Annotated in this window: 26 protein-coding genes; 10 read left to right on the forward strand and 16 right to left on the reverse strand. The window is 44.3% G+C overall.

Features of this window, described 5'->3' with window-relative positions; translation table 11 throughout:
* Nucleotide 1: 1 nt before the first annotated feature.
* The 7 genes from L0991_19675 to L0991_19705 all read right to left on the reverse strand — a co-directional run bounded on the left by L0991_19675 (nt 2) and on the right by L0991_19705 (nt 5,715).
* Entirely contained in the window at nt 2-733 is a 732-nt protein-coding gene (locus L0991_19675) for an SDR family NAD(P)-dependent oxidoreductase (GenBank protein ID XGB64251.1), read from the reverse strand.
* On the reverse strand, nt 733-1,164 hold the full coding sequence (locus L0991_19680; GenBank protein XGB64252.1) for a nuclear transport factor 2 family protein: 432 nt from the start codon (nt 1,162-1,164) through the stop codon (nt 733-735). Before L0991_19680 ends, L0991_19675 begins: the two co-directional genes overlap by 1 nt.
* 14 nt (nt 1,165-1,178) lie before the next feature.
* Complete coding sequence (gene phrB, locus L0991_19685; protein XGB64253.1) at nt 1,179-2,594, reverse strand: deoxyribodipyrimidine photo-lyase; 1,416 nt, start codon at nt 2,592-2,594, stop codon at nt 1,179-1,181.
* Nucleotides 2,591-3,538, reverse strand: a complete 948-nt coding sequence (locus L0991_19690) for a DUF523 and DUF1722 domain-containing protein (protein ID XGB64254.1) — start codon at nt 3,536-3,538, stop codon at nt 2,591-2,593. The genes phrB and L0991_19690 overlap by 4 nt, the downstream gene beginning before the upstream one ends.
* 125 nt (nt 3,539-3,663) lie before the next feature.
* The gene (locus L0991_19695; GenBank protein ID XGB64255.1) at nt 3,664-4,344 is read right to left on the reverse strand and encodes a ChrR family anti-sigma-E factor; all 681 of its coding nucleotides are present in this window, start codon (nt 4,342-4,344) and stop codon (nt 3,664-3,666) included.
* The gene (locus L0991_19700) at nt 4,337-4,984 is read right to left on the reverse strand and encodes a sigma-70 family RNA polymerase sigma factor (GenBank protein ID XGB64256.1); all 648 of its coding nucleotides are present in this window, start codon (nt 4,982-4,984) and stop codon (nt 4,337-4,339) included. Before L0991_19700 ends, L0991_19695 begins: the two co-directional genes overlap by 8 nt.
* A gap of 110 nt (nt 4,985-5,094) precedes the next feature.
* A complete protein-coding gene (locus L0991_19705; protein XGB64257.1) occupies nt 5,095-5,715 on the reverse strand; it encodes a hypothetical protein in 621 nt (206 codons plus the stop codon).
* A gap of 287 nt (nt 5,716-6,002) precedes the next feature.
* Between L0991_19705 and L0991_19710 the strand changes: the two genes are divergently transcribed.
* Nucleotides 6,003-6,389, forward strand: a complete 387-nt coding sequence (locus L0991_19710; GenBank protein ID XGB64258.1) for a tautomerase family protein — start codon at nt 6,003-6,005, stop codon at nt 6,387-6,389.
* Nucleotides 6,390-6,509: 120 nt separating this feature from the next.
* Here L0991_19710 and L0991_19715 read toward each other — a convergent pair whose 3' ends face one another.
* Entirely contained in the window at nt 6,510-7,322 is an 813-nt protein-coding gene (locus L0991_19715; protein ID XGB64259.1) for a DUF4344 domain-containing metallopeptidase, read from the reverse strand.
* A gap of 187 nt (nt 7,323-7,509) precedes the next feature.
* Here L0991_19715 and L0991_19720 point away from each other — a divergent pair, with 187 nt between their 5' ends.
* Complete coding sequence (locus L0991_19720; GenBank protein ID XGB64260.1) at nt 7,510-7,866, forward strand: YibL family ribosome-associated protein; 357 nt, start codon at nt 7,510-7,512, stop codon at nt 7,864-7,866.
* 316 nt (nt 7,867-8,182) lie between these two features.
* Nucleotides 8,183-9,409 carry a sodium/glutamate symporter gene (gene gltS, locus L0991_19725; GenBank protein ID XGB64261.1) on the forward strand — a complete coding sequence of 409 codons (1,227 nt, stop codon included), beginning with the start codon at nt 8,183-8,185 and terminating at the stop codon, nt 9,407-9,409.
* Nucleotides 9,410-9,494: 85 nt separating this feature from the next.
* On the opposite strand, the gene norW is transcribed toward gltS, so the two are convergent.
* The 4 genes from norW to L0991_19745 form a co-directional block, all read right to left on the reverse strand.
* Complete coding sequence (gene norW / locus L0991_19730) at nt 9,495-10,664, reverse strand: NADH:flavorubredoxin reductase NorW (GenBank protein ID XGB64262.1); 1,170 nt, start codon at nt 10,662-10,664, stop codon at nt 9,495-9,497.
* Nucleotide 10,665: 1 nt separating this feature from the next.
* Nucleotides 10,666-12,180 (reverse strand): anaerobic nitric oxide reductase flavorubredoxin, encoded by a 1,515-nt coding sequence (norV, locus tag L0991_19735; GenBank protein ID XGB64263.1) that lies wholly within the window; start codon nt 12,178-12,180, stop codon nt 10,666-10,668.
* A 263-nt stretch (nt 12,181-12,443) separates the two neighbouring features.
* Nucleotides 12,444-13,100 (reverse strand): nitroreductase family protein, encoded by a 657-nt coding sequence (locus L0991_19740; GenBank protein ID XGB64264.1) that lies wholly within the window; start codon nt 13,098-13,100, stop codon nt 12,444-12,446.
* A 324-nt stretch (nt 13,101-13,424) separates the two neighbouring features.
* Entirely contained in the window at nt 13,425-14,291 is an 867-nt protein-coding gene (locus L0991_19745; protein XGB64265.1) for a glycerol kinase, read from the reverse strand.
* Between the two features lie 560 nt (nt 14,292-14,851).
* Between L0991_19745 and L0991_19750 the strand changes: the two genes are divergently transcribed.
* From L0991_19750 to L0991_19760, 3 genes are all read left to right on the forward strand, one after another.
* On the forward strand, nt 14,852-16,744 hold the full coding sequence (locus L0991_19750) for a PTS mannitol transporter subunit IICBA (GenBank protein ID XGB64266.1): 1,893 nt from the start codon (nt 14,852-14,854) through the stop codon (nt 16,742-16,744).
* Between the two features lie 183 nt (nt 16,745-16,927).
* Nucleotides 16,928-18,076, forward strand: a complete 1,149-nt coding sequence (locus L0991_19755; protein XGB64267.1) for a mannitol-1-phosphate 5-dehydrogenase — start codon at nt 16,928-16,930, stop codon at nt 18,074-18,076.
* 50 nt (nt 18,077-18,126) lie between these two features.
* Nucleotides 18,127-18,663: a transcriptional regulator gene (locus L0991_19760; GenBank protein XGB64268.1), complete on the forward strand. Its 537-nt coding sequence runs from the start codon at nt 18,127-18,129 to the stop codon at nt 18,661-18,663.
* Nucleotides 18,664-18,948: 285 nt separating this feature from the next.
* Here L0991_19760 and L0991_19765 read toward each other — a convergent pair whose 3' ends face one another.
* Nucleotides 18,949-19,749, reverse strand: a complete 801-nt coding sequence (locus L0991_19765) for a glucosamine-6-phosphate deaminase (protein ID XGB64269.1) — start codon at nt 19,747-19,749, stop codon at nt 18,949-18,951.
* A gap of 535 nt (nt 19,750-20,284) precedes the next feature.
* Nucleotides 20,285-20,638, reverse strand: coding sequence for a DUF413 domain-containing protein (locus L0991_19770; protein XGB64270.1), 354 nt, complete (start codon nt 20,636-20,638; stop codon nt 20,285-20,287).
* 154 nt (nt 20,639-20,792) lie between these two features.
* On the opposite strand from L0991_19770, the gene L0991_19775 reads away from it, so the two are divergent.
* A complete protein-coding gene (locus L0991_19775; protein ID XGB64271.1) occupies nt 20,793-21,683 on the forward strand; it encodes a LysR family transcriptional regulator in 891 nt (296 codons plus the stop codon).
* 177 nt (nt 21,684-21,860) lie between these two features.
* On the opposite strand, the gene L0991_19780 is transcribed toward L0991_19775, so the two are convergent.
* A complete protein-coding gene (locus L0991_19780) occupies nt 21,861-22,064 on the reverse strand; it encodes a hypothetical protein (protein ID XGB64272.1) in 204 nt (67 codons plus the stop codon).
* Nucleotides 22,065-22,302: 238 nt separating this feature from the next.
* Between L0991_19780 and L0991_19785 the strand changes: the two genes are divergently transcribed.
* The 3 genes from L0991_19785 (at nt 22,303) to L0991_19795 (ending at nt 24,761) form a co-directional block, all read left to right on the forward strand.
* The gene (locus tag L0991_19785) at nt 22,303-23,679 is read left to right on the forward strand and encodes a helix-turn-helix domain-containing protein (protein ID XGB64273.1); all 1,377 of its coding nucleotides are present in this window, start codon (nt 22,303-22,305) and stop codon (nt 23,677-23,679) included.
* Nucleotides 23,680-23,727: 48 nt separating this feature from the next.
* Complete coding sequence (locus L0991_19790; protein ID XGB64274.1) at nt 23,728-24,210, forward strand: methylated-DNA--[protein]-cysteine S-methyltransferase; 483 nt, start codon at nt 23,728-23,730, stop codon at nt 24,208-24,210.
* Between the two features lie 161 nt (nt 24,211-24,371).
* A complete protein-coding gene (locus L0991_19795; protein XGB64275.1) occupies nt 24,372-24,761 on the forward strand; it encodes a hypothetical protein in 390 nt (129 codons plus the stop codon).
* Here L0991_19795 and nhaD read toward each other — a convergent pair.
* Nucleotides 24,758-26,197 carry a sodium:proton antiporter NhaD gene (gene nhaD / locus L0991_19800; GenBank protein XGB64276.1) on the reverse strand — a complete coding sequence of 480 codons (1,440 nt, stop codon included), beginning with the start codon at nt 26,195-26,197 and terminating at the stop codon, nt 24,758-24,760. The genes L0991_19795 and nhaD overlap by 4 nt on opposite strands.
* Nucleotides 26,198-26,230: the final 33 nt, after the last annotated feature.

The raw sequence follows: 26,230 nt of genomic DNA on the forward strand, positions 1-26,230 counted from the left end.
GTTATACCATCCTTGAAGCGAGTTTTTGCCAAACTGAAGTTGGAAGCATTCTTAATAGCTTCATCAACATGATGAATCGTCGAGGGAAATCGATCTCGCTCTTTCCTTGAGCAATTCCGTTAACGATTCGCTGAGTTGCAGCCTCACTACTAATAATCATAGGCATAGCGAACGTGTTTCGCTCGGTTAAAGGCGTTTCCACAAAGCCAGGATGCACAATTGAGACATGAATATTGTGTTTGGCAAGATCAACCGAAAGTGTTCTTCCTAAGTAAGTGAGTGCTGCTTTTGAAGCGCCATAAGCCTCAGCTCTTGGCAGAGGCAGAAAGCTAGCGCTAGAGCTTACTAAAACTAAGCGTCCGCCGGGTTTAATGTTTTTCAACCAAGACTTTAGAGCGTAACCAATAGAGATTAAGTTAATGTTGATGACGCGCTCAAAAAGCTCGGCATCAAAGTTTACTGGGTCATCGATGTATTCACAGTCACCCGCATTGAGAATGAGAAGGTCAAGTGGATTGTCTTGATCAAGCTCTGGGAAGTTGTGGTAATCCGTTAAGTCAAAGCACAGAGGTGTAATAGACGACTCTGAGATGTCAGTTTCGTGCGAATCGACTAGAGCCTGTAATTTATCTTGGCTACGACCACAAGCAATGACTTGATGTCCTTGTTGGGCATAATCGAGAGCGAGTGATTGGCCGATACCTGAGGTCGCGCCTGTGATCATAATACGCATTATCGACTCGCTCTTTTCTTGATGGATTTGATGGCGCAGCCCAACACCGGAATATGTTCATACAACATAGAGCCGACATCGAGATAGTCTCTGTGGTAAATCACTTGATCATCGAGCATTTTGAGGTGGCTGTGGCCTTGCACCTCAATAGGCTTCTGCCCATTAAGTTGCTTGTGTACAAAGTGCATTGTCCAATATACCGATGCTTCGCCGTTAACTTCAAACGTGTGCTCGATGTGAAAGTTACAGCTAGTCACTTGGGTGTAAATGTTGTCGAAATAGTGAGTTAGCGCTGCAATCCCGCTGACATGATGCAGCGGGTCTTGGAATTCGATATTAGGGTGATAAACCGTCTTTAGCACGTCGAAATTGTCTGTTCCGAGCTCTCGATACATGTTGAGAAAGTTATCAAGCCATAGAGAGTTATCCATAATATTCACTCTAATTATTTGAAAAAGGCTAAGGCTCTCAATCGTGCTTCTTTATGTTCAACGATGGGTTGCCAGTATTCACTGTTTATTCCGTTTTTTGCTATGTAATCATGTGGGAAATGCACATGCTTATCCGGAATATTTTGCAGCTCTGGTATGTACTTACGGATAAAAATTCCTTTCGGATCAAACTTTTCACTCTGGGTGATCGGGTTGAAGATTCGAAAGTAAGGTTGTGCATCACAGCCGGTACTTGAAGCCCACTGCCAGCCGCCATTGTTGGCACTAAAATCACCGTCAATGAGGTGATCCATAAAGAAGCGCTCACCCCAACGCCAGTCAATCAACAAGTGTTTAGTTAAAAAGCTAGCGACTACCATTCTTAACCTGTTGTGCATCCAGCCGGTTTCGACCAGTTGACGCATGGCTGCATCAACCAATGGATACCCCGTTTTTCCTTCACACCAAGCTTTGAAGCTAGGATGATCTTTATACCAATCTAAACCATTGTATTTCTGCTGGAAATTAGCCCCTTTAACCAGTTTAGGATGGTGGAACATCAAGTGCTTATAAAAGTCTCGCCAAATCAATTCATTGAGCCAAGAAAAAGCGGGCAGTTGGGTATCAAACAGTAAATCGGGTTGCTGCTGGATGAGCTGAATGGCTAACCATCTTGGGCTTACCGCGCCAATCGCTAAGTAAGGCGATAAACCTGAAGTCCCTTTTACTGAAGGGATGTCTCTCAGGCGAGCGTAGTCGTTGACCTTGTTGGCTAGAAAGTTAGGTATCACATTGCCGAGTACGTCTTGGCTTAACGGCCAACGGCTTGAGTCGACTCGCGGAAAGTCGAAGTCATAGTCACTGGCAAGCTGGAGCGTTTGCAAGTTGTCAGGCAACTGAGTCTTAGCGTTGTTATTAGAAGTGAGTGCAGCAGGACTGCATTGAATGCCTTTTGCTTGCACTTCTTTTAACCAGGCATTTTTAAATGGCGTGAATACTTTGAACATCTCACCTTGTTGGTTAAGCACACTGCCTAGAGGGAGCATCACATCACAGTCACTGATCTGAAGATTTATACCGCTCGATATCAGTTGTTGGTCACGAGCTTGTTCATCGACTTCTGGCTCTGAATTGGCGAAAACAACCTGAGAACCAAGTTGTTGGTACAGCTCGGTCAACTGCTGGGCTTGATCATCAAAATCGGTCGCTTTGAGGTGCAGCAGGGTTATGCCCAAGTCGGCGAGTTCAGCTTCCAGTTGCTTTAAATGACGGAAGATAAAGTCTGCTTTAATCGGAGCAAGGTGATGCTGATGCCACTTTTGTGGTGTTGAAATAAAAACGGCGATTGAAACGCCGTTTTCGATTGCTGAGACGAGAGCTGGATTATCGTGAATACGCAGGTCTCGTCTTATCCATAGAATATCGCTCAATATCCGTATCTCAATTTAAGTTCTTGCGGGTGAGGGTTTAAGTAAACCTGTGACTGCAGGTACTCATTTGGGTATTCCATCAAGTAGTGATTGATCAGTGTTAGTGGCACTAACAGCGGAATCACGCCCTCTCTGAAAGAAGCAATCTGGTTAGATAACTCTTGCTTGTGAGCACTGCTGAGCTGCTTCTTAAAGTAACCTTGAAGGTGTTGAAGCGTGTTGGCGTGCGTACCTCGGTTTGCATGGTGCGATAATGCCGTCATCAGCCCTTCAATATACTTATCTGCAAGCTCATTTATCTCTAGCTCATTGCCTGCTAGTAATTTACCAAGGCTTTTATAGCCCTCAACGTGATGGCACATTACTAGATACTTGTGGGCGCTATGGAACTGGATAAGCTTGTGCTTGGTAATACCTTCATCTACTAGGTCTAGCCACTTCTGATAAGTGAAAACACGAGTCATGAAGTTTTCGCGCAAAATCGGATCGTTCAGACGACCGTTCTCTTCCACGGGCAGCAAAGGGTTGCCTTCCATAACCTGCTTCGTGAACATACCAATACCTGTGGATTCAGAGCCGCGGCCATGGTGGTGGTACACCTTAACGCGCTCCATGCCGCAAGTTGGACTCTTTTGGCACACGATGAAACCAGCGATATGTTGGTTATTCTTGGAGTAGTTTTGACCGAATTCGATTAGCTCATCAGTAACGTCGCCAGTGCCATCAGGACGGGAAACGTGAATGATGTCGTCTAACATCCGTGTCTGACGAATGGTTGGGCGAGGCGTTGGCAATCCAACTGCCATTTCAGGGCACACTGGCTCAAGCTCAACATAATCTGCAAGGTCTTCAGTACAGAAGCGAGATCGTTTGTGGCCAGTATCGAACCTAACTTTATGACCGGCGACACATGCACTAATGCCTATTTTTATTTTTTTATCCATTGGTCAATTCCTTACGTTCATTGCTCATTTTATTTCTTATTATGTGGGATGTTGCTTATCCCACATTAATTTAGTCTGTTTTTGACGTTGTTTCCTAGCCGACTTTAAAAGTTCCGTGACGTACCTTAATAAATGTATTTACCTAGTGGGTTGAACAGCTGGCTCACCCCTTTGGTGAAGTACAAGGCGTCGCTTGATACTGTCAGGCACACACACCCTTCTTTCGTTGCTGGCTGATGGGTATGATTTCCATCCAACCAGATGAAATCGCCTTTGTTGTAGACACCCATTTCGTCTTCGAAACTGCCTTCTAATAATAGAGTAATCTCGAAACCCTTGTGTGTATGGCAAGGCACTTGGCCGTCTTTATCAATGTGCAACAAGCTAGTGTGGTGAGCGTCATCTTCAAAATCGAGTCGTGCTCGAGATATTTTCCCGAGATTCATCCAGTCCTTTCTTGCGATTGAACTCAACGCACGTGGAATGGTGAAAGTAGTGTCAGCGACTATCACTTGTTCGGCTTTTGATTCCACCTCTATTGATTGCGACAAATCGGCAGTGATCTGATCAATCACATCAAAATCGAAATCTATGTCGTCGGCAAGGAAGCTATCTAGTTCGTTACTTGTTGCTGTTTGCTGCTCATCAAATACGCTGTCAGCTGCATTAGCCGTTAGCTGCTGCACTTTTGCCTGGCAATGTTCACATAGCTCGACATGACTGGACACAATTAGGGAAACTGAGTCAGCAAGCGTGCCATCAACAAAGTTTTTCAATATTGCATCGTTTGGGTGATGTTTAATCATGGCTTTGTTCCCCCATGTGAACCTTAAGTTTGGCTAGAGCGAGTCTTAAACGGGATTTCACGGTTCCAAGCGGGACGCCGAGTTGCTGAGCGAGTTGCTCCTGTGACAGCTCTTGGAAGTAAACGCCTTTCACTATGGTTTTCTGCGCTAAAGGGAGCTTCTCGATTTGCGTCATGACATGTCGGCTCATTAGATGATCGCCAAAAGGCAAATCTTCGTTTTGAGTCTCAGCCACCATAGCGTCTAATGGCCAAATGTCGTCAGCTATCGTTTGCTCTGCTTTAGCTTTTACTTTACGAAGCATATCGAATGCTGCGTTTCGCATTACTGTGTAGACCCAAGTGGTCGCCGCACCTTTATCTTCGTTGTAGAGGTGTGCTTTCTTCCAAACATTGGTCATGGTGTCTTGAACCAGTTCATTTGCGGCTGCTTCGCCACCGAGTTTGCTGATTCCGAAACGTTTGATTTTGGGTGCAAAGAACTTGAACAAACAGGTGAATGCCTGCTTGTCTCGGTTTTCTCCCACCGAAATCAACCAGCTTGAGAGCTCTGTAGGTACCTTGTTTTCACTCGGTAATTTGTTGTCGGGAATGATGACATGCTCCTTGCCCTTCCCTTTACTTCTGCTTTCCACTTGCATAGTCAGTAACCATCATGCGAATTTGAGTGGCACTACGTGCAAAGCATCAGTAGGGATCACTTTTGTTTAAATTAATTTTTACTATACAAAATTATAGTGAAAAAAAGTGTTTACTGCCCCGTAATGATTTGATTCAAAAAAGGAACTAGCGAGGGAAAACTCGCAGGTTCTGTAAATTCTGATTTCTTTTCTAACGGGATTGGCATCATCTCGAGCAATCGCGCACAAATCCACTGCGGGCTGTCAAAATCTGGGGTCGGGTAGAGCGTTCTGATTGAGTCGTGGTCACGGAATAACTGCACTAGAAATGCAGTAAAGACATTGGGCACATCATAGTCGAGCGCTGGCCAATGGGGTAAATCATGGAATTGGCTTTTAATCAGGCCGTCGCTTTGGCGATGTGAGGAGTGCAACTGCACTAAGTTTTGCCCTTCTACGTCGATCTCCAACAACTGATCATCCGACATATTGAAATCGACAATCGTGACCTTAGTTCCCCACGTACTAAGATGTTCGGACTTTGTGTTGTCTTGCGTCGCGATGATAAAACCTTCGCCTTTGGCAGCGTGTGCCACCATGGTGAGATATTTTTGTTCGAAGATTCTTAGCCTTTGTCTCCCTCCTGGCAAAAGAAAGATGGGGAGGGGGAACACAGCAAGCTCTAGAGAAGACTCTACGGGTTTGTCTGGTTTGGCTTCTGTCCGCGTGATCTTCCCAGTTGAATTCGGCACATAGCACTCCTTAGTTCAAAGATGATTTAGGAGGGTATACGGACTGTTTGAGAGGTTCGATCAATCTAGGTCAGAAGGTGGTTGTTTATTAATCGAAGTTGTTTGGCAAACCAGCTGCAATAGAAGGATATGTTTTTTGTTGCACTTGTTCATAAATTCATCGTTCGTCTCTTCTTTAGTCGATGTCATTAGGTAGTATATGGATAAATAGTGAGCGAGCAGAAAGGGTGAATGGCTGCTTCTTTCTAACTTTCTTCTTTACTTAACATCACATCGAAGGACTGGTCATGATTGTTATTTATGGTATCAAAGAGTGCTTAAACCCGATTAAGCTAGAGCTCTCTAATGTTTTGCAGCAGTGCTTAAATAGTGAGATGGGGTTGCCAGATGACAAGCGTGCACATCGTTTTGTGCCATTAGAACGAGATGACTTCTTTTACCCAGAAGGGCGAACGCAGGCCTATACCGTTATCGAGATTAATATGATGGAAGGACGCGCTGTTAACACCAAAAAGCGCTTAATTAAGAAGATCTTTTCTGAGATTGAAAAGCAGCTCTCTATCTCTCCGATCGATATTGAAATCACTATCAAAGAGCAGCCTTCACATTGTTGGGGTTTCCGAGGGATGACGGGCGATGAAGCACAAGATTTGAAGTACAAAGTGAACGTCTAGGTTTTGTCTGACGTCTCATTTTACGTTCCCCAAACAACATTCAGCGGCTTTAAAAGCACGAAGCCGCTGTTGGAAGTAGCAGTCGAATGGGAAAACTTCTGAACTGTGATAGTGAAGCTGTTAACTATCGTCGCTCTCTTTTAAATATCGATGCCAATTGGCGTTGATGACATCAAAATGCTCTACGCAAAACTCCTTTCTATCTTTCAGATAGTCGTTTTCTACTTCATCAAGTAAGTTTTTGTAGGCCTCAGGATCGCTGCCATAGACCAAACATAAGGTTGAGAAGTAGCGTTGTAGATCGAAGCTGTGCTCATCAATGTATTCACCCAAATCGTAATACTCTGGGCGATCCTCTGATTCGAAGGCGAACATATCAGCTGCGCTTATCGCTGCATCTGTACCGTGTTCGACATAGTTGATAAGTAAGATGGTCGCTAAATTATCAACCGCGTCTTCTTCTTTACCTAGAATGGCAATTTGCTGATCTTCAACATAGGCATGGCCAGCCTCATGAATCAGCGTATGGAGCAGGGTATCGATGGCGCCAGTTTGCGCGGATTTCCCATACTCTTTTTCGTATTGGTTCTTTTCAAAATAGTTGAGTGATTCGGCGTAGAAGCTGTAAGGAATCAGTACATGATGAGTTTGCGGGTCGTAGAGCGGACCCTCATCGCCACCGTATTGAATGACCAAAGGCTGTTTGAACAGGAACAACTGATTCGATAGGTCTACCATGGTGTCATTAACGCCACTCTGCTCAATCTCTTGCTTAAGCTGTCTCTCTGTTTCGTCTTGAGGCGCTGAATACTCAATAATCAGATTGTTGTCGTGCATGCTTTCATTAGAGGCTTCGCTGGATGCATAACTTGTGGCAAATACAGAGCCAAGGACTAGGCTGTAGGTCAATACTCTTTGTTTCAGTGATGTCATTACGCTTCCTTGTGGTTGATATCTGATCGGCGGATTAGTGGTATTTTTGTATCGATGGGCTGATAGACAGTTTAGGCTGTTTTTTATTCCAAAGGCTATTTATCAGATAAATTTCGGTTCAGGTAAACCCTTGTGCTATACTCCGCGCCCCAATCCGAATTGGCTTGCTTAATCTTAGGAAATTATTATGAGTGCTAAAAACGAACTTCAACAAATTAACAACCGTTTAGACAAGTGTCGCCATAAGTTAGCGGCTGCTAAAGCTCGTAATGATCGTCCTGTTGTTCGTCAATTTGAAGACGAAATCAAAAAGCTAACAAAGAAGATTGCACAGCTTAAGCACAAGCAAAGCTACGATGTGAATCAAGAACGTAAGTCGTTGCTTGATATGCCATTTAGCCGCGAAATTACTAAAGCTGAGCAAGCGGATATGGGTAAACTGAAAAAGTCTGTAAAAGGATTAGTCGTTGTTCACCCAATGACGAAGATTGGTAAAGAGCTTCGTCTTGAGGTTATGACGGGTTATGCCCCTAAAAAATTCTAATTACCAGCGATGGTAATAAAAGAGGAGCTAGCAATAGCTCCTTTTTGCTTTTTTAGGTATTCAGAAAGGGTTAAATCGACGATCGCATTGGCGATAAGATAAACAGATAGGTGTTGATTTGGGTCACAAAACCTCTCATCGCCTACTAAAGTTAACGTGTTACTAACATGATACTTAGCTGACACGCTAATGTGTTCGGTTTTCTAATCCAACAATTTCTCATCAATTTGCATAAATATAGGCAGAGCAACACAAATACTTACAGATAAAACTAGACTCATTAGGGAAGATGAGAACGTAAAACAATAGAGGTTATATGAATCAATTAATTTCAATAGGGCCACTAGAATCTTTCTTAATCGCGATCAGCGTTTTGTTTCTAGGTCATTTTGTAAACGCAAAGCTACCGATTCTCAAAAAGTACAATATCCCAGAGCCCATTGTGGGCGGCTTAATTGTTGCTTTTGCGATTACAGGTCTGCATTTTAACGGCGTTGATCTAGAGTTCTCCCTACCTTTACAGAACACATTCATGTTGATGTTCTTTGCAACCGTAGGTCTTGCTGCTAACTACACACAGTTAATGAAAGGCGGTGCGAAGGTATTCTTGTTCTTGGGCGTCGCTTCGGTATACATCATCATCCAAAATGGTGTGGGTGTGACGTTAGCTACCGCGCTTGGTCTTGAGCCGCTAATGGGCTTGATCGCAGGTTCTATTACGCTATCTGGTGGTCACGGTACAGGTGCAGCTTGGTCGCAAACCTTTTCTGATACTTATGGCATTTCCAACACGCTAGAAATCGCGATGGCTTCGGCAACCTTTGGTTTGATCATTGGCGGTATCATCGGTAGCCCGGTGGCACAAAAGCTGATCGATAAAAACAACCTTGAATCAGAGTACGGCACAGGTACACAAACGCACGAGCGTTTCCCTGAGCTAGTGACGTATAACGAGTATGAAGAAGACAAAGTAACAGCCAAGAAGGTGATTGAAGTATTGTTCATTCTCCTTATCTGTATCACAGGTGCGAAATACCTAGAGCAGTGGGTTGCGACTTTCGAAATTTCTTGGTTGATGATTCCTGACTTTGTTTACGCTCTGTTTATCGGTGTGTTCATCACTAACGTGTTTGAAGTGACTAAGCTGCATAAAACCGACAGCGAAACCGTTGATATTCTGGGTACTGTGTCACTGTCTCTATTCTTAGCGATGGCGTTAATGAGCCTGAAACTGTGGAACATCTTCGACCTTGCGATCCCATTCTTGGTGATCTTAAGTGTTCAAGCAGTGGTACTTGGCCTGTTCTCTTACTTTGTGACGTTTAAGGTGATGGGTTCAAACTACGACGCAGCGGTTATGTCGGGTGGTCACTGTGGTTTCGGCCTAGGCGCAACACCTACAGCGGTAATGAACATGGGCTCTTTGGTGAACCGATTCGGTCCATCACCACAGGCGTTCATGGTGGTGCCAATCGTCGGCGCATTCTTCATTGATATCGTTAACCTGATTATCCTGCAAGGTTACATCTCGTTTATCGGTTAATGTGAACACCTCGCTTAACGCATAAAAAAGCCAGTCAATAGACTGGCTTTTTTTGTTTTGTAAGACACCGCTTATGTCATTGAGATTAAGCGGGTGAGCTTGTTTGTAGCTCTTTGAGCAGTGGGAATGCTGCTTTGGTATGCTCTCCAGTGACGATAAACCCAACCAATTGATTATCTGCGTTGAAGCCTTTTGCGATAATGCCTTTCGGGCCAAAGCGAGTCTCCCAGCTTTGAGCGGTTTGTAGATCGCGGCCTGCAAGCTGAATGGGATAGCTTGGGGTTTTCACCTTGGTGATGATATGAGGCAACTTGAGTTTTATGTCTGCGGTCCCAGGTACTTCATCACTCGCAATGAGCTGTTTTGCCAACACATTAGCAGACAAGATCGCGGGCTGGAGATAAGCCATGATACGCCCTTCAATTTCGGCGCAATCACCAATCGCATACACATTGTTAGCACTGGTTTTCATGGTTTGGTCGACAACGATCCCTTTGTTGACGGTGATTCCGGCTTGTATCGCTAATGTCGTGTTCGGTTTCAGCCCTGCTGCTGCAATCACAGCATCCGTGCGTATTAATCGAGAAGCGGTGGTTTGTAATCTTATATCCTCTTCGAGGTAAGTCGCTCGACAAACAGCAGAGTCTGTTTCAACGGTCACCCCTGCTTTTCTTAACACTTGCTCCAATTCTAAAGAAACGAAAGGCGGCACCAAACTGCTCAAGAGATAGCTGGCAGGCTCGATGATCGTGACATCTTTCCCTGCGGTTTGGAGGTCAAAGGCCAGCTCGACTCCGATCAGGCCACCGCCAATCACAGTGACACGCTGAGCATCATCGATTTGCGTTTTGTGCTTCTCAAACTCCTCTAGGCTATTGAGCGTAATAGTCGCCCGTCGTTTTAGCCCTTTTGCTGGTGGAATAAATGGTGTGGCCCCCGTTGCTAACACTAACTTTGTGTAATGGATTGGTTGGCCATCGACACGAATATACTGCTGATCAACATCGATTTCGCTGACAAGCGCTTTAGTTTTAATAGCCACGTTGTACTGCTCAGCAAGTTGCTGAGCATTATGTACGGTGAGTGTTTCGGGCGTTTGTTCCTGACTAAACGCGTGCGAAAGGTTTGGTTTACTGTACTCAACCCCCGAATCTGCCGTGATCATGGTGATCGCGATATCTTGGTCGAGTTTACGTACCATCTTGATAGTTTGTAGGGCAGCAAAACCGCCACCCACAATCACAATGTTCGACATGTTACTTCTCCACAAATACTTCTTTGCCTAAATGGCACTCAGGGCAAAGGAAGTCATCAGGTACTTGTGCCCATGGTGTTCCAGGTTCAACACCTTGGTACGGTTCACCTAATTGTGGGTCGTATACCCATTCACAAACCGTGCAACGCCAGCAGGTGCAGTCTTCGCTGTGAGTGGATTGAATCTCTACCTGCTGTGCTTCTTTGGTAGAGGCTGCTGCAACGGCTTCTGATTCAGTTGTGTGCTCTGACTGATTCTCTGGAGTGTCGATTTTCTTTACGCTGCGTTCAACTTGTTTAGGCTTACTTACCTCGTTTGCATCGGTGCGCCAAACTTCAGCCAATGTCATGCCGTAATCGATGCATTGGCGAAGGGCATCGGTGTCTGGTTTCCAATGGATGTGTTGCGGAGCGCTGACTTCGAAGTTTGCTTCACGTAGGCGAGCATCAATACGTTTTACTGCGCCACCAGTCCAGCCTGAAGAACCGAATGCCGCGGCTCTTTTTCCGGCAAAGCGTAAGCCGTGTATCTCTTCGAGTAAAGCTGCGATTTGCGGCATCATCACATTGTTCATGGTTGATGAGCCAACGAGTACACCTTTTGACCTGAAGATATTGGCAAGGATGTCGTTCTTATCATGTTTGGAAATATTGAACACCTTGATTGCCGTTTCTGGGCTCCCTTTACGGATCCCTTTCGCAATGGCATCGGCCATCATACGAGTGTTGTTCGACATGGTGTCGTACACAATTGTGATGCGGTCTTCTTTATAAGCTTTTGACCATTCGTAGTATTGCTCTACGATCTGGGTGGCGTTATCTCGCCAAATACAGCCGTGAGAAGTCGCGATAACATCAATCGGTACACCTAAACTCAATACTTCTTCGATTTTGGCTTTTACTAGCGGTGCAAATGGCGTCAGGATATTCGAGAAGTAACGCAGGCACTGTTCGTGCAGTTCAACTTGGTCTAATTGGTCGTTGAACAGGTTTTCATCGCAGTAGTGTTGGCCAAAGGCATCATTACTAAACAGAATTTCGTCGCCTGTTAGGTAAGTTGCCATTGAATCTGGCCAGTGCAGCATTTTCATCTCAACAAAGATAAGTTGCTTACCATTACCGATATCCAGTGTGTCGCCGGTTTTTACCGTTCTAAAGTTCCAGTCTGGCTGGTGATGATGGCCGACAATCGAGTTCACACCCGCTTCTGTGCAGTAGACCGGGGTATTAGGGATCTTAGCAAGTAGCGCGGCAAGAGCGCCGGAGTGGTCTTCTTCGGCATGCTGACAAATGATGTAGTCGATCTCGTTGATGTCGATTTCCATCTCAAGGTTTGCAAGGAATTGTTCTGTAAAGCGATGGTCAACAGTATCGACAAGCACCGTTTTCTCTTCACGGATTAGGTACGAGTTATAACTGGTGCCTTTGTTCATGTGGTATTCCTTGCCATGGAAATGCTCGGTTTCCCAATCGTGAATACCAACCCAGTGAACATTTGATTTAACGTGAATAGTCATAATGATAATACCTTATTTGAATTTCTAAGGTCATCATTGCACTAGTCGTGCCATGTTTTTAAGGTGTTGTTTTTAATGGTTTTGTTTGGTTTTTGAACTTGCTTTTGTGTCTTTATGACATTCTAAATTTTGTGATTAATATGATTCTAAAGCGTCCATTTGACTCTGGTAATTTCCAATGCTGACCAACAACCAAAAGGCGCGCATAAAAAAGGCCAGACGAAAGTCTGGCCAAATAAGCAGTGCAATTTATTGGTTAGTTTTTAAAGCGTAGTCACGACTTCATCAAGAGCTAGACGCGCTTTTGGTTTACCGTGGTTGTAGTCTTCGCCGTCTTTGTGGTAACCGATAGCCAGTGCTACATCAACAACGTGACCTTCTAGCTCGTCAGCAAACTCTTCGCTGATCATAGCCGCGTCTACACCTTCCATTGGAGTTGAAGCGATACCAAGGCGAGCAAGCGTGTGCAGTGTGTTACCCAGTGCAATGTACACTTGAGACTTAGTCCAGTTACCATTGAAACCTGTTTCGTCAGTGTTCATTTCTGCGAATGCGTAAGCACCTAAGAACTGTTCATACATTTCAGCCGGTAGGTGACCAGAGCTTACTTCCGTATCTGCGCGTTTCGCGAATTTCTCTTTAGTGTACTTAGGATCGTGAGCGAACAGGATTGTGTGTGACGCTTCTTTCGCATGTGGTTGGTTAAACTGGAACATGTTCTCGAAAGTGTTGTGGAAACGCTGTTTTGCTTCGTCGCTCTCAATGATGATGAACTTCCAAGGCTGAGAGTTGATAGAAGAAGCTGACAGACGAAGTGCTTCTTTGATTACTTCCATGTCTTCCGCAGAGATGCGTTTTTCTGCATCGTATTTTTTAGTTGTGTAACGAGTGTTTAGATCAGTAATGATTGGATGAGTCATGTTGAATCCTAATATCTATCAATAATAAATGTTGTAGGGTGTTATGTTCGGTAACGTCAACAATAAACGGATAACGCATTTGGGCTTTGTCTCTAATATCATCGGTCTTAAATAGAACGGGTTTTTAAGAAACAAGCGCTGAAATGGTCATCGAACATGCCCCAATAAATCGAGTATCTGCGGTAGCTCAAGTCGATGGAGGTAAGATAATAGAAGATTAGCTTGGGAAAAATAGCGAACATATCAAATCACTATGGTAAATAATGTCCATAATGATTCGATAAGTGTGATCTCAATAGGTTTGAATTGTCTAGATTCAGTCGTTTAGTATGCCTTGATGCCATATTGGCGCAATAATGGTGGAAGGACGCTGTCTAGGTTTGGGATATCTTCCGGTGTGATCTCGATTAAGCCAAAACCATGCTCATCATAGATTTTTCTCGTCACTTCACGTTTTTCCTCGGCGATTGGCGCAGAATCGGTTCCCCAGAATTGAATGTATACTTTGCCGCTTGGAAGATAAAAGTCGCTGATCACTTCTTTCGCTATTGGCAGCGGACGCTCGTACGCATGTACCACACCCGCCATATATAGCCAGTTGTCGATGATTAGCTCTCCTTTTGAACGCACATAGTGCCCATCCAAGGTTCTATGCTTGGCCTCGAACTTCTGGCGGAAGCTAGAAAATGACACGTCCGTTGAGTGGCTTTCTGCATCGTGCCCTAGGAATTCAACAACTGATTGCTTCAAACGTTTATTACGGACTAATGAATCGTGCCATACCACGAATAGGTTTTGTGTGGCTTTATCTTCTCTCTGTTCACCACCGGCCTTTAAACCTGTCGAGGTGACGTGCCAACCGTTTTCTTCTCTTGTTATCCAACCCAGTTCATTGAGCAAGAGGTTAATTTTCTTTGCGCTGAGCTTGAAAGCACTCCCAAGTTGAGTTGCGGTTAGTGTTTGCCCTGAGAAGGTGTCCAAATCGATAAGTAGCTTCTCAGGCCAGACAATGAAGACACCAAACTTTTTGTGTTCTACATACTCCCCACCAAAGCTTTCCCCTCGTTCGGTCAGCATCCATCGATCCTGTGAACGTACGATATAGCCGGCCGTTTTTAGGTCACTGAATAGAGTTTTAGCTTCTATACCTCTCTGTTTAGCGAGAGCTGATGTGGAGATCTTGTCTGACATAGTCTTCTCTTAACTCGTTATTGGGCTACTTGATAACGTTGGGGTAGGAGTAATTAGAGTAACACATCTATTTTAAGCAATTTCGTTCCTTCATTGTTCATGTATTTTGAGGTTTGAGGGCTGGGAAAATCAGAATTTTGAAAAATAGGCATTAATCTGATTTTGTAATTAAATTACAAAACAGCAAGCTGAATTCATCTGAGTGCATAGAAAACACACTTGGAATGGCGTTCTTTCATACATGGTTTATAGTTTTTAAGGTGTGTCTTTTATCAAGTGTGATCTGGATCGCTAATTATTTTTGGTGACTAAATTTATAAGTGTGATCTAAATCTCGTGTGAATGAGATTTATTATCGTTAATTTTGCTTTGTAATTTTAATTCATGGCGTTTTTGTGATCTAAATCGTTCTCAGTAACCCCTAAGTGTTTTTTGTGTGTGATTGTTATCACGAAAATTGGCTTGAGGTGCATTTTGGAAATGTTGTGATACATTTCAATCAACTTTTGAGCACACATTTTCGGTCATTTGACCAACCAATACACTACGGGGTTCTACCTATGTTATCACCAGAAGCGAAGATCAAGGTTCAAAACTTTGGTCGTTTCTTATCCAATATGGTAATGCCAAACATCGGCGCATTTATTGCGTGGGGTTTCATTACAGCACTATTCATCCCAACAGGTTGGTGGCCTAACGAAACGTTAGCATCAATGGTTGGTCCTATGATCACTTACTTGCTGCCATTATTGATTGGTTACACTGGTGGTAAGATGGTTGGTGGTGACCGCGGTGCGGTAGTAGGTGCCATCACAACAATGGGTGTTATCGTTGGTACTGACATCCCGATGTTCATGGGTGCAATGATTGTGGGTCCACTAGGCGGTATCGCAATCAAGAAATTCGATGAAGCTATTCACGGTAAAGTGAAGAGTGGTTTCGAAATGCTAGTGAACAACTTCTCTGCTGGTATCATCGGCATGATCTGCGCGATCATCGCGTTCATCGTGATTGGTCCTGCTGTGAAAGTTCTGTCTTCTGGTTTAGCGGCTGGCGTTAACGTGATGGTTGAAGCGGGTGCACTACCTCTTGCTTCTATCTTTGTAGAACCGGCGAAAATCCTATTCCTAAACAATGCAATCAACCATGGTATTTTCTCTCCACTAGGTATTCAGCAATCTGAAGAGATCGGCCGTTCTATCTTCTTCCTAATTGAAGCGAACCCAGGTCCTGGTCTAGGTCTACTACTTGCTTACATGGTATTTGGTAAAGGCAGCGCGAAGCAATCTGCTGCGGGTGCATCTATCATCCACTTCCTAGGTGGTATCCACGAAATTTACTTCCCATACGTTCTAATGAACCCACGTCTAATCCTAGCGGTAATCGCAGGTGGTATGGCTGGTGTATTCACTAACGTAATGTTCAGCTCTGGCCTAATCTCTCCAGCGTCTCCTGGTTCTATCTTCGCGATTCTGTTGATGACACCAAAAGGCTCTTACATCGGCGTGATTCTATCGGTTATCGCAGCAACGGCAGTATCGTTTGTTGTAGCGTCAATCCTTCTTAAAACATCAGCGCAAGATGATGAGGAAGATTCACTAGAGAAAGCATCAGCACAAATGAAAGACATGAAAGCGTCTTCTAAAGGTGCAGCAACGGGTGCAGACATCAACCTAGCTGACGTGAAAGCAGTATACGTAGCGTGTGATGCGGGTATGGGTTCAAGTGCAATGGGTGCAGGTCTACTTCGTAAGAAAGTTGAGGCAGCGGGCCTAAATATCACGGTAACTAACTACGCAATCAACAACTTACCATCTGATTCACAAATTGTTATTACGCATAAAGATTTAACAGACCGTGCACGTAAAACCATTCCTGGTGCAATGCACATGTCTCTGAACAACTTCTTAGACGGCGCAGTATACGACAACCTAGTAGCAGAACTTGTTGAAGCACAAAGTGGTGAAGCGAAGGTAGAAGCTCCGGCTCCTGCAGCAGCACCAGCTCAAGAAGGCAACAAGCTTGCACTGACTAATGACAGCATCTTCCTTGGCCTTAAAGCGACTCAGAAAGAAGACGCAATCAAGTTTGCTGGCGACCAATTAGTGAAACTTGGCAATGTATCTCCAGAGTACGTAGATGGCATGTTTGCTCGTGAAGAGCTTGTATCTACTTACCTAGGCGAGTCTATCGCAGTACCACACGGCACAATCGAAGCGAAGCAATACGTACAAAAAACCGGCATCGTGTTCTGTCAGTACCCTGAAGGTATTCAGTGGGGCGAAGATGAAGATGATATCGCGAAGATGGTTATCGGTATTGCCGCTCAAGGCGATGAGCACAACATGGTGCTGATGGCTATTACCAATTCACTTGATGATGAAGACGCTGTGGAATGCCTACAGAACACAACAAACCCTGCTGATGTTCTACGTATTCTTAGCGAAAACTAAAAAGCTCTAGTCAAGCTCCTAAGTGAAGGAGGCCGGTATCCCCCTACTGGCCTCATTTTCGGTCTAAATCTGTCTTAACAAGATTCAGTCTGAATAGCTTACTGCTTAATGTCTCTAGTTAATCATCAGGCATGTTGTTGAGCAGTTAGCTATCTAGATTCAAATATTTATAAGGTCAAAATTATGAAAGCGTTACATTTTGGTGCAGGTAATATCGGTCGTGGTTTCATTGGTAAACTTCTTTCTGACGCTGGTATGAAGGTTACTTTTGCTGACGTAAATGAAACGGTTGTTAATGCGTTAATTGAACGCCAAGAATACCCAGTAAAGATTGTTGGTGAAGAGTGCGTTGTTGAAACCGTTAAGAACGTGACAGCAGTAAACTCAGCAACAAGCGCTGTGGTAGATTGCATTGCTGAGTCTGACATTGTGACGACAGCTGTTGGCCCAACGGTTCTTAAGATTATTTCTAAGTCTATTGCTCAAGGTATCGAGAAGCGCGCAGCGGCAAACAATACTGCGCCAATGAACATCATCGCAGCAGAGAACATGGTTCGCGGTACGAGCCAACTAAAAGCGGCGGTTTTAGAGCATCTTTCTGATGACATGAAAGCGTTCACTGAACAACATATTGGCTTTGTTGATTCAGCAGTTGACCGTATCGTGCCGCCAGCTGAAGCAGGTGAAACTGACCCACTAGCAGTAACGGTTGAAACGTTCAGCGAGTGGATCGTAGACCAAACACAATTTAAAGGTGAGATTCCAAACATCCCTGGTATGGAATGCACTGACAACCTTATGGCTTTCGTTGAGCGTAAACTATTCACGCTAAATACAGGCCACTTGGTAACGGCATACCTTGGCGTGCTTGCAGGCCACGAAACAATCAAAGACGCGATTGAAGACCAAGCAATTTACGCTGAAGTAAAAGCGACGATGGAAGAGAGTGGTGAGGTGCTTATCAAGCGTTACGGCTTTGATCCAGAGGCACATGCAGCATACATCTTAAAAATTCTAGGCCGCTTTGCGAACCCATTCCTACGTGACGAAGTTGACCGCGTTGGCCGTCAACCAATCCGTAAACTGAGCCCACAAGATCGTCTAGTCAAGCCACTGAACGGTACGCTAGAATACGGCCTACCAAATGCACACCTTGTAAAAGCGATTGCCGCGGCTTTCCACTACAAGAATGAAGATGACCCTCAAGCGGTTGAACTTCAGGCAATGTTCGCAGAAAAAGGTTTTGCTGAGACATTAGCGCACTATTCTGAGCTGAATATCGACTCAGAAGTTGTTAAACTAGCGGAACAAGCTTACCTAGCATTGAAATGATAAATCATCAAAGTGCCACACCTGTGGCACTTTCTTATTGCCGAGCCGTTATGCCAATACATCCTAGTCATGAAACAGAATTACTCGAGGCCTTATCTGAAGCTGAGAGTGCTAGCGCCTGCTTGATGGCGGCTTATGATGCATTGGATGATACGGTGGATGCGGTTTTAAAAAACATCTTCAAGAAAGACGACACGGCGATTAAATTCGTTGTCGAACCTCTACTCAACAGCGGTGGGCCTTTAGGCGAGATAATGGTTCGCGGTAAATTGCTCTTGGGTCTGGGTGTTATCAGTAAAGAGCTTTATGACGATTTAGAGGTTTTCGTAACCTTGAAAGAGTGGGCGAAATTACAAGGTGACGACACCAGTTTTACCGAAGTTGATGTTATCTTTGAGCTCAATAAGGTACATGCGATTCAGCGTATTATGCCTATCGAATATGATGCGGAGATGGTCGAAACCATGTCTGGCCCGATGCTTCAAATGTTCTTAGGGCGACATCATCAGAAAGTGAAGTCGACCATTGTTTTGGCTATCACAGACATCATTAACACCTTATGTCGTGACAACGCCTTGAGTTCTTAGATTTTGTTATTGAATGTTTTCATTACGACATAACAACTTGCTACCACTTGTTTTACCCATCCTAGAATAAATACTGATTGCGGTTTCTCTCATTGAGGAATCGCTTTTTTGTATTCATTCCATCCTTCATTTCTTCTGATCCGAGTAATAGTCGTTTCTGAGATGATTCTCTCGCCTAGCATCCTATCTGATTGTTCAAACTCGTCGGTAGTTCAGCATATCGATGGCAAATTTCAGGTACAAAAAAAGCCACAGAACGTGGCTTTTTTTCAACAAAACCTGAAATTATAGGTCTTGGATGTTTTCTGCTTCTAGCTCTTGGAAGTAGCGTAGAGTCTTAACTTTTAGCTCTTGTTGAGCTGGCTCATCAGCAACGATGATAGCTTTACGGTGCATTTGTAGTGCTGTAACAGTCCACATGTGGTTTACAGAACCTTCGATAGCAACTTGTAGAGCTTGTGCTTTGTTGTGACCCATAGTCAGGATCATTACTTCTTCAGCGTCTAGTAGAGTCGCAACACCGATAGTTAGTGCGTATTTTGGCACTTGGTTGATGTCGTTGTCGAAGAAGCGAGAGTTCGCGATGCGAGTCTCTTCAGTTAGCGTCTTGATACGAGTACGAGAAGCTAGAGAAGAACCAGGTTCGTTGAATGCGATGTGACCGTCGATGCCGATACCGCCCATGAACAGGTTGATTTTGCCGTAAGAACGGATTTTTTCTTCGTAAGCTGCGCAGTGAGCGTCGATGTCTTCTGCTTTGCCGTCTAGTAGGTTGATGTTCTCTTCTTGAATATCAACGTGGTTGAAGAAGTTTGTGTACATGAAAGTACGGTAAGACTCAGGGTGGTTAGGATCGATACCTACGTACTCATCCATGTTGAATGTAACAACGTTTTTAAAGCTAACTTCACCTGCATTGTATAGTGCGATTAGCTCTTTGTAAGTCGTAAGTGGTGTGCCACCAGTTGGTAGACCAAGAACGAATGGACGATCAGCTGTTGGGTTGAATGCTTTGATCGCTTCAACGATGTGACGTGCTGCCCATTTACCTACTTGTGCCGCGTTGTTTAAAGGAATAAGTCTCATTTTTGTAGCCCCTAAGATAAGTAATTTATAGTGTGCTGAAACATTAATTCGCATTATAAAATAAGTGATCTGTTTCTGCCATTGTTTTAGGTCAAGTTTTTACTTTTTTCGTCGTATCTGTGACTCGAACTCGCAAAATTGCACACTTATTGTATGGATATTTGGTGGCGTTAAACAAGATTAATACGCTTGTCATATATCGTAATCTTGATTCAATTCAGCGCCCGAAAGGGTTCACCGATTTTGAAGTAGGAGTGAGCTAGAGGAGTATAGTCGAGGTGAGCAGAAAAGCATGAACCCGGGAGATAGGGTTGCATGCAAAAGCAGTAGCAATAGTCGCTCTCTGAAAGGGCTCTTAGCTTTGAATTTGCAAAAGGTGAATACTGAGAGATAGCTATTGTGTGCTATCGCTATGAATTTTCTATAAATCTTGGTAAAACTTAATTGGTTAGCTAAAATTACTAATCACGAGGTTAAGTCGTGTTTGAAGGCAAAAAAAGCCCAAAGTGATGAGGTATCACTTTGAGCGATTTTACTAATCTTCTAACACTAACTCGCTGTCGTATTCTTCCCTAGGCACTTCGCCGCGTTTGCAGCCGTTTAGGGTATGAAAGCGACGGCGTCCGCGAGCCAGTTGAATGTACTTCAACCAAACACGCTCTAACTTGGACTTTGCCTTATGAGGGTGAGACAACACTTTAAGGAAGTGCTTTTCTTCTGCATTGGTTGGTGTAAGTTCACCAGTCTCAAGTGCAAGCATAGTGTCGCCAAACAAGGTTAGGATTTCCTCTTCTGAAAGAGTAAAATCCCCTGACTTAGCGAACCCTCGTGGGAATTTAATGGTGTCATAAAAACGTTTTTTTCCGTGACGGAATTCGGTCTCAGACATATCAGCCTCAGTAATGTGGTTAGATAGAAATTAGTGTTTATTGCTCACGCGAAAATATTGTTAAAAGGCTAAAATAGGAAACAAAACGTTTTTGCCTTTACGATAAACAATCCTAGATCCGCTAGTTAGCAGATTTATTACAGAGATGTATTTGATGGATGTGAAAGTATTTAGAACCTTTCTTGAGGTTGCAAGGGTGCGCCACTTTGGGCGTGCTGCTGAAAACTTGTATTTAACACAAGCGGCGGTGAGTGCGCGGATCAAACAGCTAGAAGGCTATTTTGATACTCAGTTGTTCATCCGTGATCGTAATAACATCAAGCTTACCTCTTCAGGTGAGCGTTTGATTGGATACGCTGAGGTGATGGTTTCTACTTTGCAACAGGCTAAGTTTGAGCTGTCACTAGAGAGTGGAAAAGCCCTGCAGTTAACGTTGGGTGGCACACCGAATATTTGGGATGCATATTTACAAAACTGTCTGAGTGTTGTGACGGATTCTTTTGGTGGTTACGGCTTTATGGCAGAGGTGATGGGGCGTGAGCAACTGAACCGTAACTTGCTTGAGCGCACCTTAGATATGGCCTTTGCATTTGATCAGATCAAAGCTGAAGAGCTGAATTGTAAAAAAGTGGCGGATCTCGTGTTGGTTTTGGTATCGACACAACCAGATGATTTAGAATCCGTGTTCCAGCATAAGTATGTTTATGTTGATTGGGGAACACGTTTTGGTTCTGAGCACGCAGAGCGTCATCCAAAAGTACCCGCACCGTACTTACGTACCTCAACGGCTCGTATTGCACTCGATTTCATTTTAGAGAAAGGGGGCAGTGCCTATTTGCCAGTGTCTCTTGTTGAACCTTTTATCGAGTCAGGACAGTTGCACAAGGTGAAAGGCGTTGAAGACTGGTATCGCCCGATTTACCTAAGCTACCGTAAAAACAGTACCTCGGTAGAGGCGATCATGCAGGTTGAGAAGTTGGTTAACGAGATTGACCCATCGACGGCATACACACTGCAACAAGCAGCGGAACAAGCACCAGAGTAGCCGTTTAGGCTGTCACTTGTTGCTTTGTTGAATAAATAAAAAATGGCTCCCTTTTGGGGAGCCATTTTTGTTTAAACCAGAGATATTCATACTGTCCAAGTTAGAGAAAGCTCTAAGTCGGAAAATCGTTTAAGCCTGGTGTGTAACCCATCTAAAAGGCTTTAGGTTATAAAGCACTTATAGGTTCATTAGGTTTTCAATCGACTCTTCAAGAGAGTGTGACATGTACGAATGGATTGTTTGTCCGTCCGTTGCGTCAATCTCAATTTTAGAAATCCCCTGTTCTGCTTGGTCTTCTAGAAAGCCTAGTGACTGCTCGACTGATTGACTGGTGAGAACCTGTTGGTTTGATAAAACAATACGACACGTGTGAAGAACCATAGCCTTTTCCTTTTTATATTCGATAGGTCTCTGCATCTTTGGCGTGCTAAGTACCTATCGTTTGACGTTGTGAGAAGATTGACTTCTCTTGGTTAAATCTAGTCGAATTGGATAAAAATAAAACCCTTTTTTGTGATTTATCTAACCTTCAGTTCCGAAAATGGCTAGCGACAGTGGTTATTCAGGATAGACTTTTAGGGCGTGAAGTAAGAATTACTGAAAAAGAGAAGAACTCAACATGTCGAAAAATATCCATCACAACAGTGCGTTAACTAATGAGCAGTGTCATTTGGCTCGCTATGCGCGAGACGCTCGCTTTGATGGTATGTTTTTCACTGCAGTAAAAACGACGGGGATTTTTTGTCGCCCTATCTGCCCTGCAACACCACCAAAAGAAGAGAACGTCGAATATTTTTCTCATCAGGCTCAGGCATTAAAAGCAGGCTACCGACCTTGTTTACGCTGTCGACCAGACAGTGCGCCTTTCTCGCCAGCATGGAAAGGGGTTGAAACCACGTTTCTTAGAGCGATGCAGCTTATCGATAATGGTGCATTAAGCTCAGGTTCGATTACCGATCTTGCTAAGCGTTTGGGGATCTCTGATCGATACTTACGCACCTTATTCGACAGCTATATTGGTGTGTCACCCAAGCAATATAGTCTGTACAGTCAATTAATGTTCGCTAAACAGTTGCTGCACAACAGCAGTATGAGTATTACTGATATCGGTTTTGTGAGTGGCTTTAATAGCACGCGTCGCTTTAACGATGCGTTTCAAAAAGAGCTGAAGCTTTCGCCAAGTGAGATTCGACGAACCAAACCTAATGACAGTCTGAGTAATCACATCCAACTGGCTTTTCATGGCCCATTAGATTGGAAGCACTTATTGGATTTCTATCGACGCAGAATGATTGAAGGGATAGAAGAGGTTGGGGATGATTATTACCAGCGAACTGTGACAGTCAATGGCTCGAAAGGTTGGTTTAAGGCGACTTTAGCTAAAAAAAACCGATTAGATATTGAATTTGAGTTGGATGATATAAACCAATTACGAGGTTTGATCACTCACATTCGTCGTATGTTCGACCTAGATGTCGACATCGCTAAAGTTGAAGCCTTTTTTGCGACGATAGATCCTAACTTAGTCGCCAGAAGTGGCATTCGTATTCCAGGTGTATGGAGTGCTTGGGAGGCGGGTGTCAGAGCGATACTTGGACAGCAAGTTTCGGTAACAGCTGCGATTGGTCAGTTAAACCTATTGGTTAAAGAGCTTTCTGAATCAGATAAGAAAACCTATTTTCCGACACCGAAACAAATAGCGGAAGCCGATGTGAGCTTTTTGCGAATGCCAGGAAGCCGTAAGGAGACCTTAAAGCGTTTTGCCGAATACATGGTCGACAACCAAGCCGAGCACCCTTCCAAATGGATTGACCTAAAAGGCATTGGCCCTTGGACCATACAATATGCATTACTGCGTGGCTTGAGTGAGCCGAATCATTTGTTGGTGGGTGATTTAGTGGTGAAGAAGTTTATCGAGCACCGACCTGCTATCAATATAGAGAGTGTTTCACCGTGGGGCAGTTATGCTACGTTCCACTGCTGGAATCAGTCTTAATAGAAAGAGCAACCCGCGAAAGTCCGCAATACAAAGTTAGGAGTAATCATGGTGAACCGTTTTACATATTATGACAGCCCGTTAGGCACTGTGACTCTGCAGGCGAATGAGCAAGGCTTACTCGGAGTTTGGTTTGAAACACACACAACGAAACCGGAAGACTTAGGTACACAAGAAGATAGCTTTCCGATTTTCCAATCGGTCAAAGAGCAGCTCGAACGTTATTTTGCAGGAGAAGACGTTCAATTTGATGTACCAATCGCTGCCAAAGGCACTCCTTTTCAGCAATCGGTTTGGCACGCTCTTACTACTATTCCTTACGGAGAAACATGGAGCTATGCTCAGTTAGCCGACGCGATCGGTAATCCAAAAGCGGTGCGAGCTGTGGGGTTAGCCAATGGCAAGAACCCGGTATCAGTGATTGTTCCGTGTCATCGAGTGATAGGCAAGAATGGCAAATTGACGGGTTACGCGGGCGGGATTGAACGAAAACAGCGCTTATTGGCGATTGAGGGAATTGGCCAAGAATAGATCACTTGGTTATTGGATTTTTGGTTAACTGATGCCTCGCAGTGTTGGGCCTAACCCAAAGACCTTAAAAGTGTGACTTTGCAAAAAGGTTGGCGCTTTCTGGAAAATATTTATTTGGTTGCATATCCTTTTAGTTATGTTCTCTAGGCAAGGATGCCCAAATGAATAGTCAAATCCCTTTCTTACTCAGTTGCAGTAGTACGCTGTTACTGACAGGTTGTTTAAGCGATACCAGTCAACCTTTTGAAGTCCCACAGCTGGTTCTATTTAAAGGTATGTATGAAAGTACTGATAACGACAGCTATTTGCTTTTTGAGTCGGGACGAGTCACTTATCAGACGACAGATAACACGGTGACACGCAGTTATAGCGTCGATGATGATTTAATTACTATTGAGCTGAACTCAGGAAGCAGCCGAACTGATTCTGACTTGGTGATGCGCATTCAACAGCAGGGTGAGGTACTGACATGCAACCAATGCCCAGCGGTTCAATTGAGTAACGTTTGGACCCGAGTCGAAACCCCGCATCAAGAAGGTCCATCTAACTAGAATAACCCACCATTAAGCCATAAGTGAGCCGCGATGCTGACCGCATAGCCAATCATGATGACAGGCATCCATTTTAGGTGTCCAAAGAAGGTGTACTTACCATGAGCTGCCCCCATCAATGCCACACCAGCGGCGCTACCGATAGATAATAAGCTTCCCCCAACGCCAGCGGTTAATGTAATCAGTAACCAGTTACCCATCGACATTTGTGGCTCCATTGATAACACTGCAAACATCACCGGAATGTTATCGACGATCGCAGACAAGATGCCCACCATGATATTCGCCCAAATCGGATTCCATTGGCTGTACATGACGCCTGAAGCGAGTTCTAAGTAACCAAGCAAGCTCAAACCACCGACACACATTACCACCCCGTAGAAGAAGAGTAATGTGTCCCACTCGGCATGAGAGACTCTTCGAAATACATCAAAAGGCACAACAGAGCCGAGTCGTTTCAAGGCTCCTTCATCGTTATTCGCAATTGCCACGGCTTTCTTCTTAGCCAGCGAGTTGGGCAGTGTTTTTCTCAAGAAATACCCAAAGAACTGGAGGTATGCGAGCCCCATCATCATGCCCATTACTGGTGGGAAGTGCAGGACGGCGTGGAAAGCAACCGCAGTACCTATGGTCATAATGAATAGGAATACAATTCGTCTCGCGCCTCGTTTCAATTCAACGTGTTGATGTACCGTGTCGGGCTGGGTGGTGGGTACAAAGTAAGACATGATCAGAGCAGGAACGAGGTAGTTCATCATTGAAGGAATGAATAAGGGAATGAATTCACTAAAACTGACATAGCCTGCCTGCCATACCATCAAGGTAGTGATGTCGCCAAATGGACTGAACGCGCCACCTGCATTCGCTGCAATCACAATATTCACACAGGCGAGGTTAACAAATTTAGGGTTGTCTCCTGCGACTTTAAGTACCACGGCACACATTAATAGAGCCGTTGTCAGGTTATCGGCTATCGGGGAGATAAAGAACGACAAAATACCGGTTAACCAGAATAGAGACCGAAAATTAAAGCCTTTACCCACCATCCAGGCTTGCAGGGCATCAAATAGTCTTCGCTCTTCCATCGCGCTGATGTAAGTCATGGCGACGAGCAAGAAGAGTAGCAACTCGGCGTATTCTAATAAGTTGTGTTCGAGCGCTTGCTTCGCGACTTCAACTAGATTGTGCTCTTGGTAAGTGAAACCAATGATGATCCAAATAAGGCCAGCAGCAAGTAAAACGGGTTTGGACTTTCGCAGCTTTAGGTACTCTTCCATCATCACTACAACGTAAGCGATAACGAAAATAGTGAGCGAGAGGTAGCCAGCAAAAGAGTTGGTAAGCTTGAGAGGTTCCCCTAGTTGGGAGGTAGCTGCCCCCGCGACCGCAGAAAAACACAGTAAAGAGAGGACAACAGAAAGCTGGATACCTAGCATGGATTACGCTCCAAAGTTAATAAGTTATTAACA

Origin of the sequence: Vibrio chagasii (genome assembly GCA_041879415.1) — a bacterium.
Lineage (GTDB): Bacteria > Pseudomonadota > Gammaproteobacteria > Enterobacterales > Vibrionaceae > Vibrio.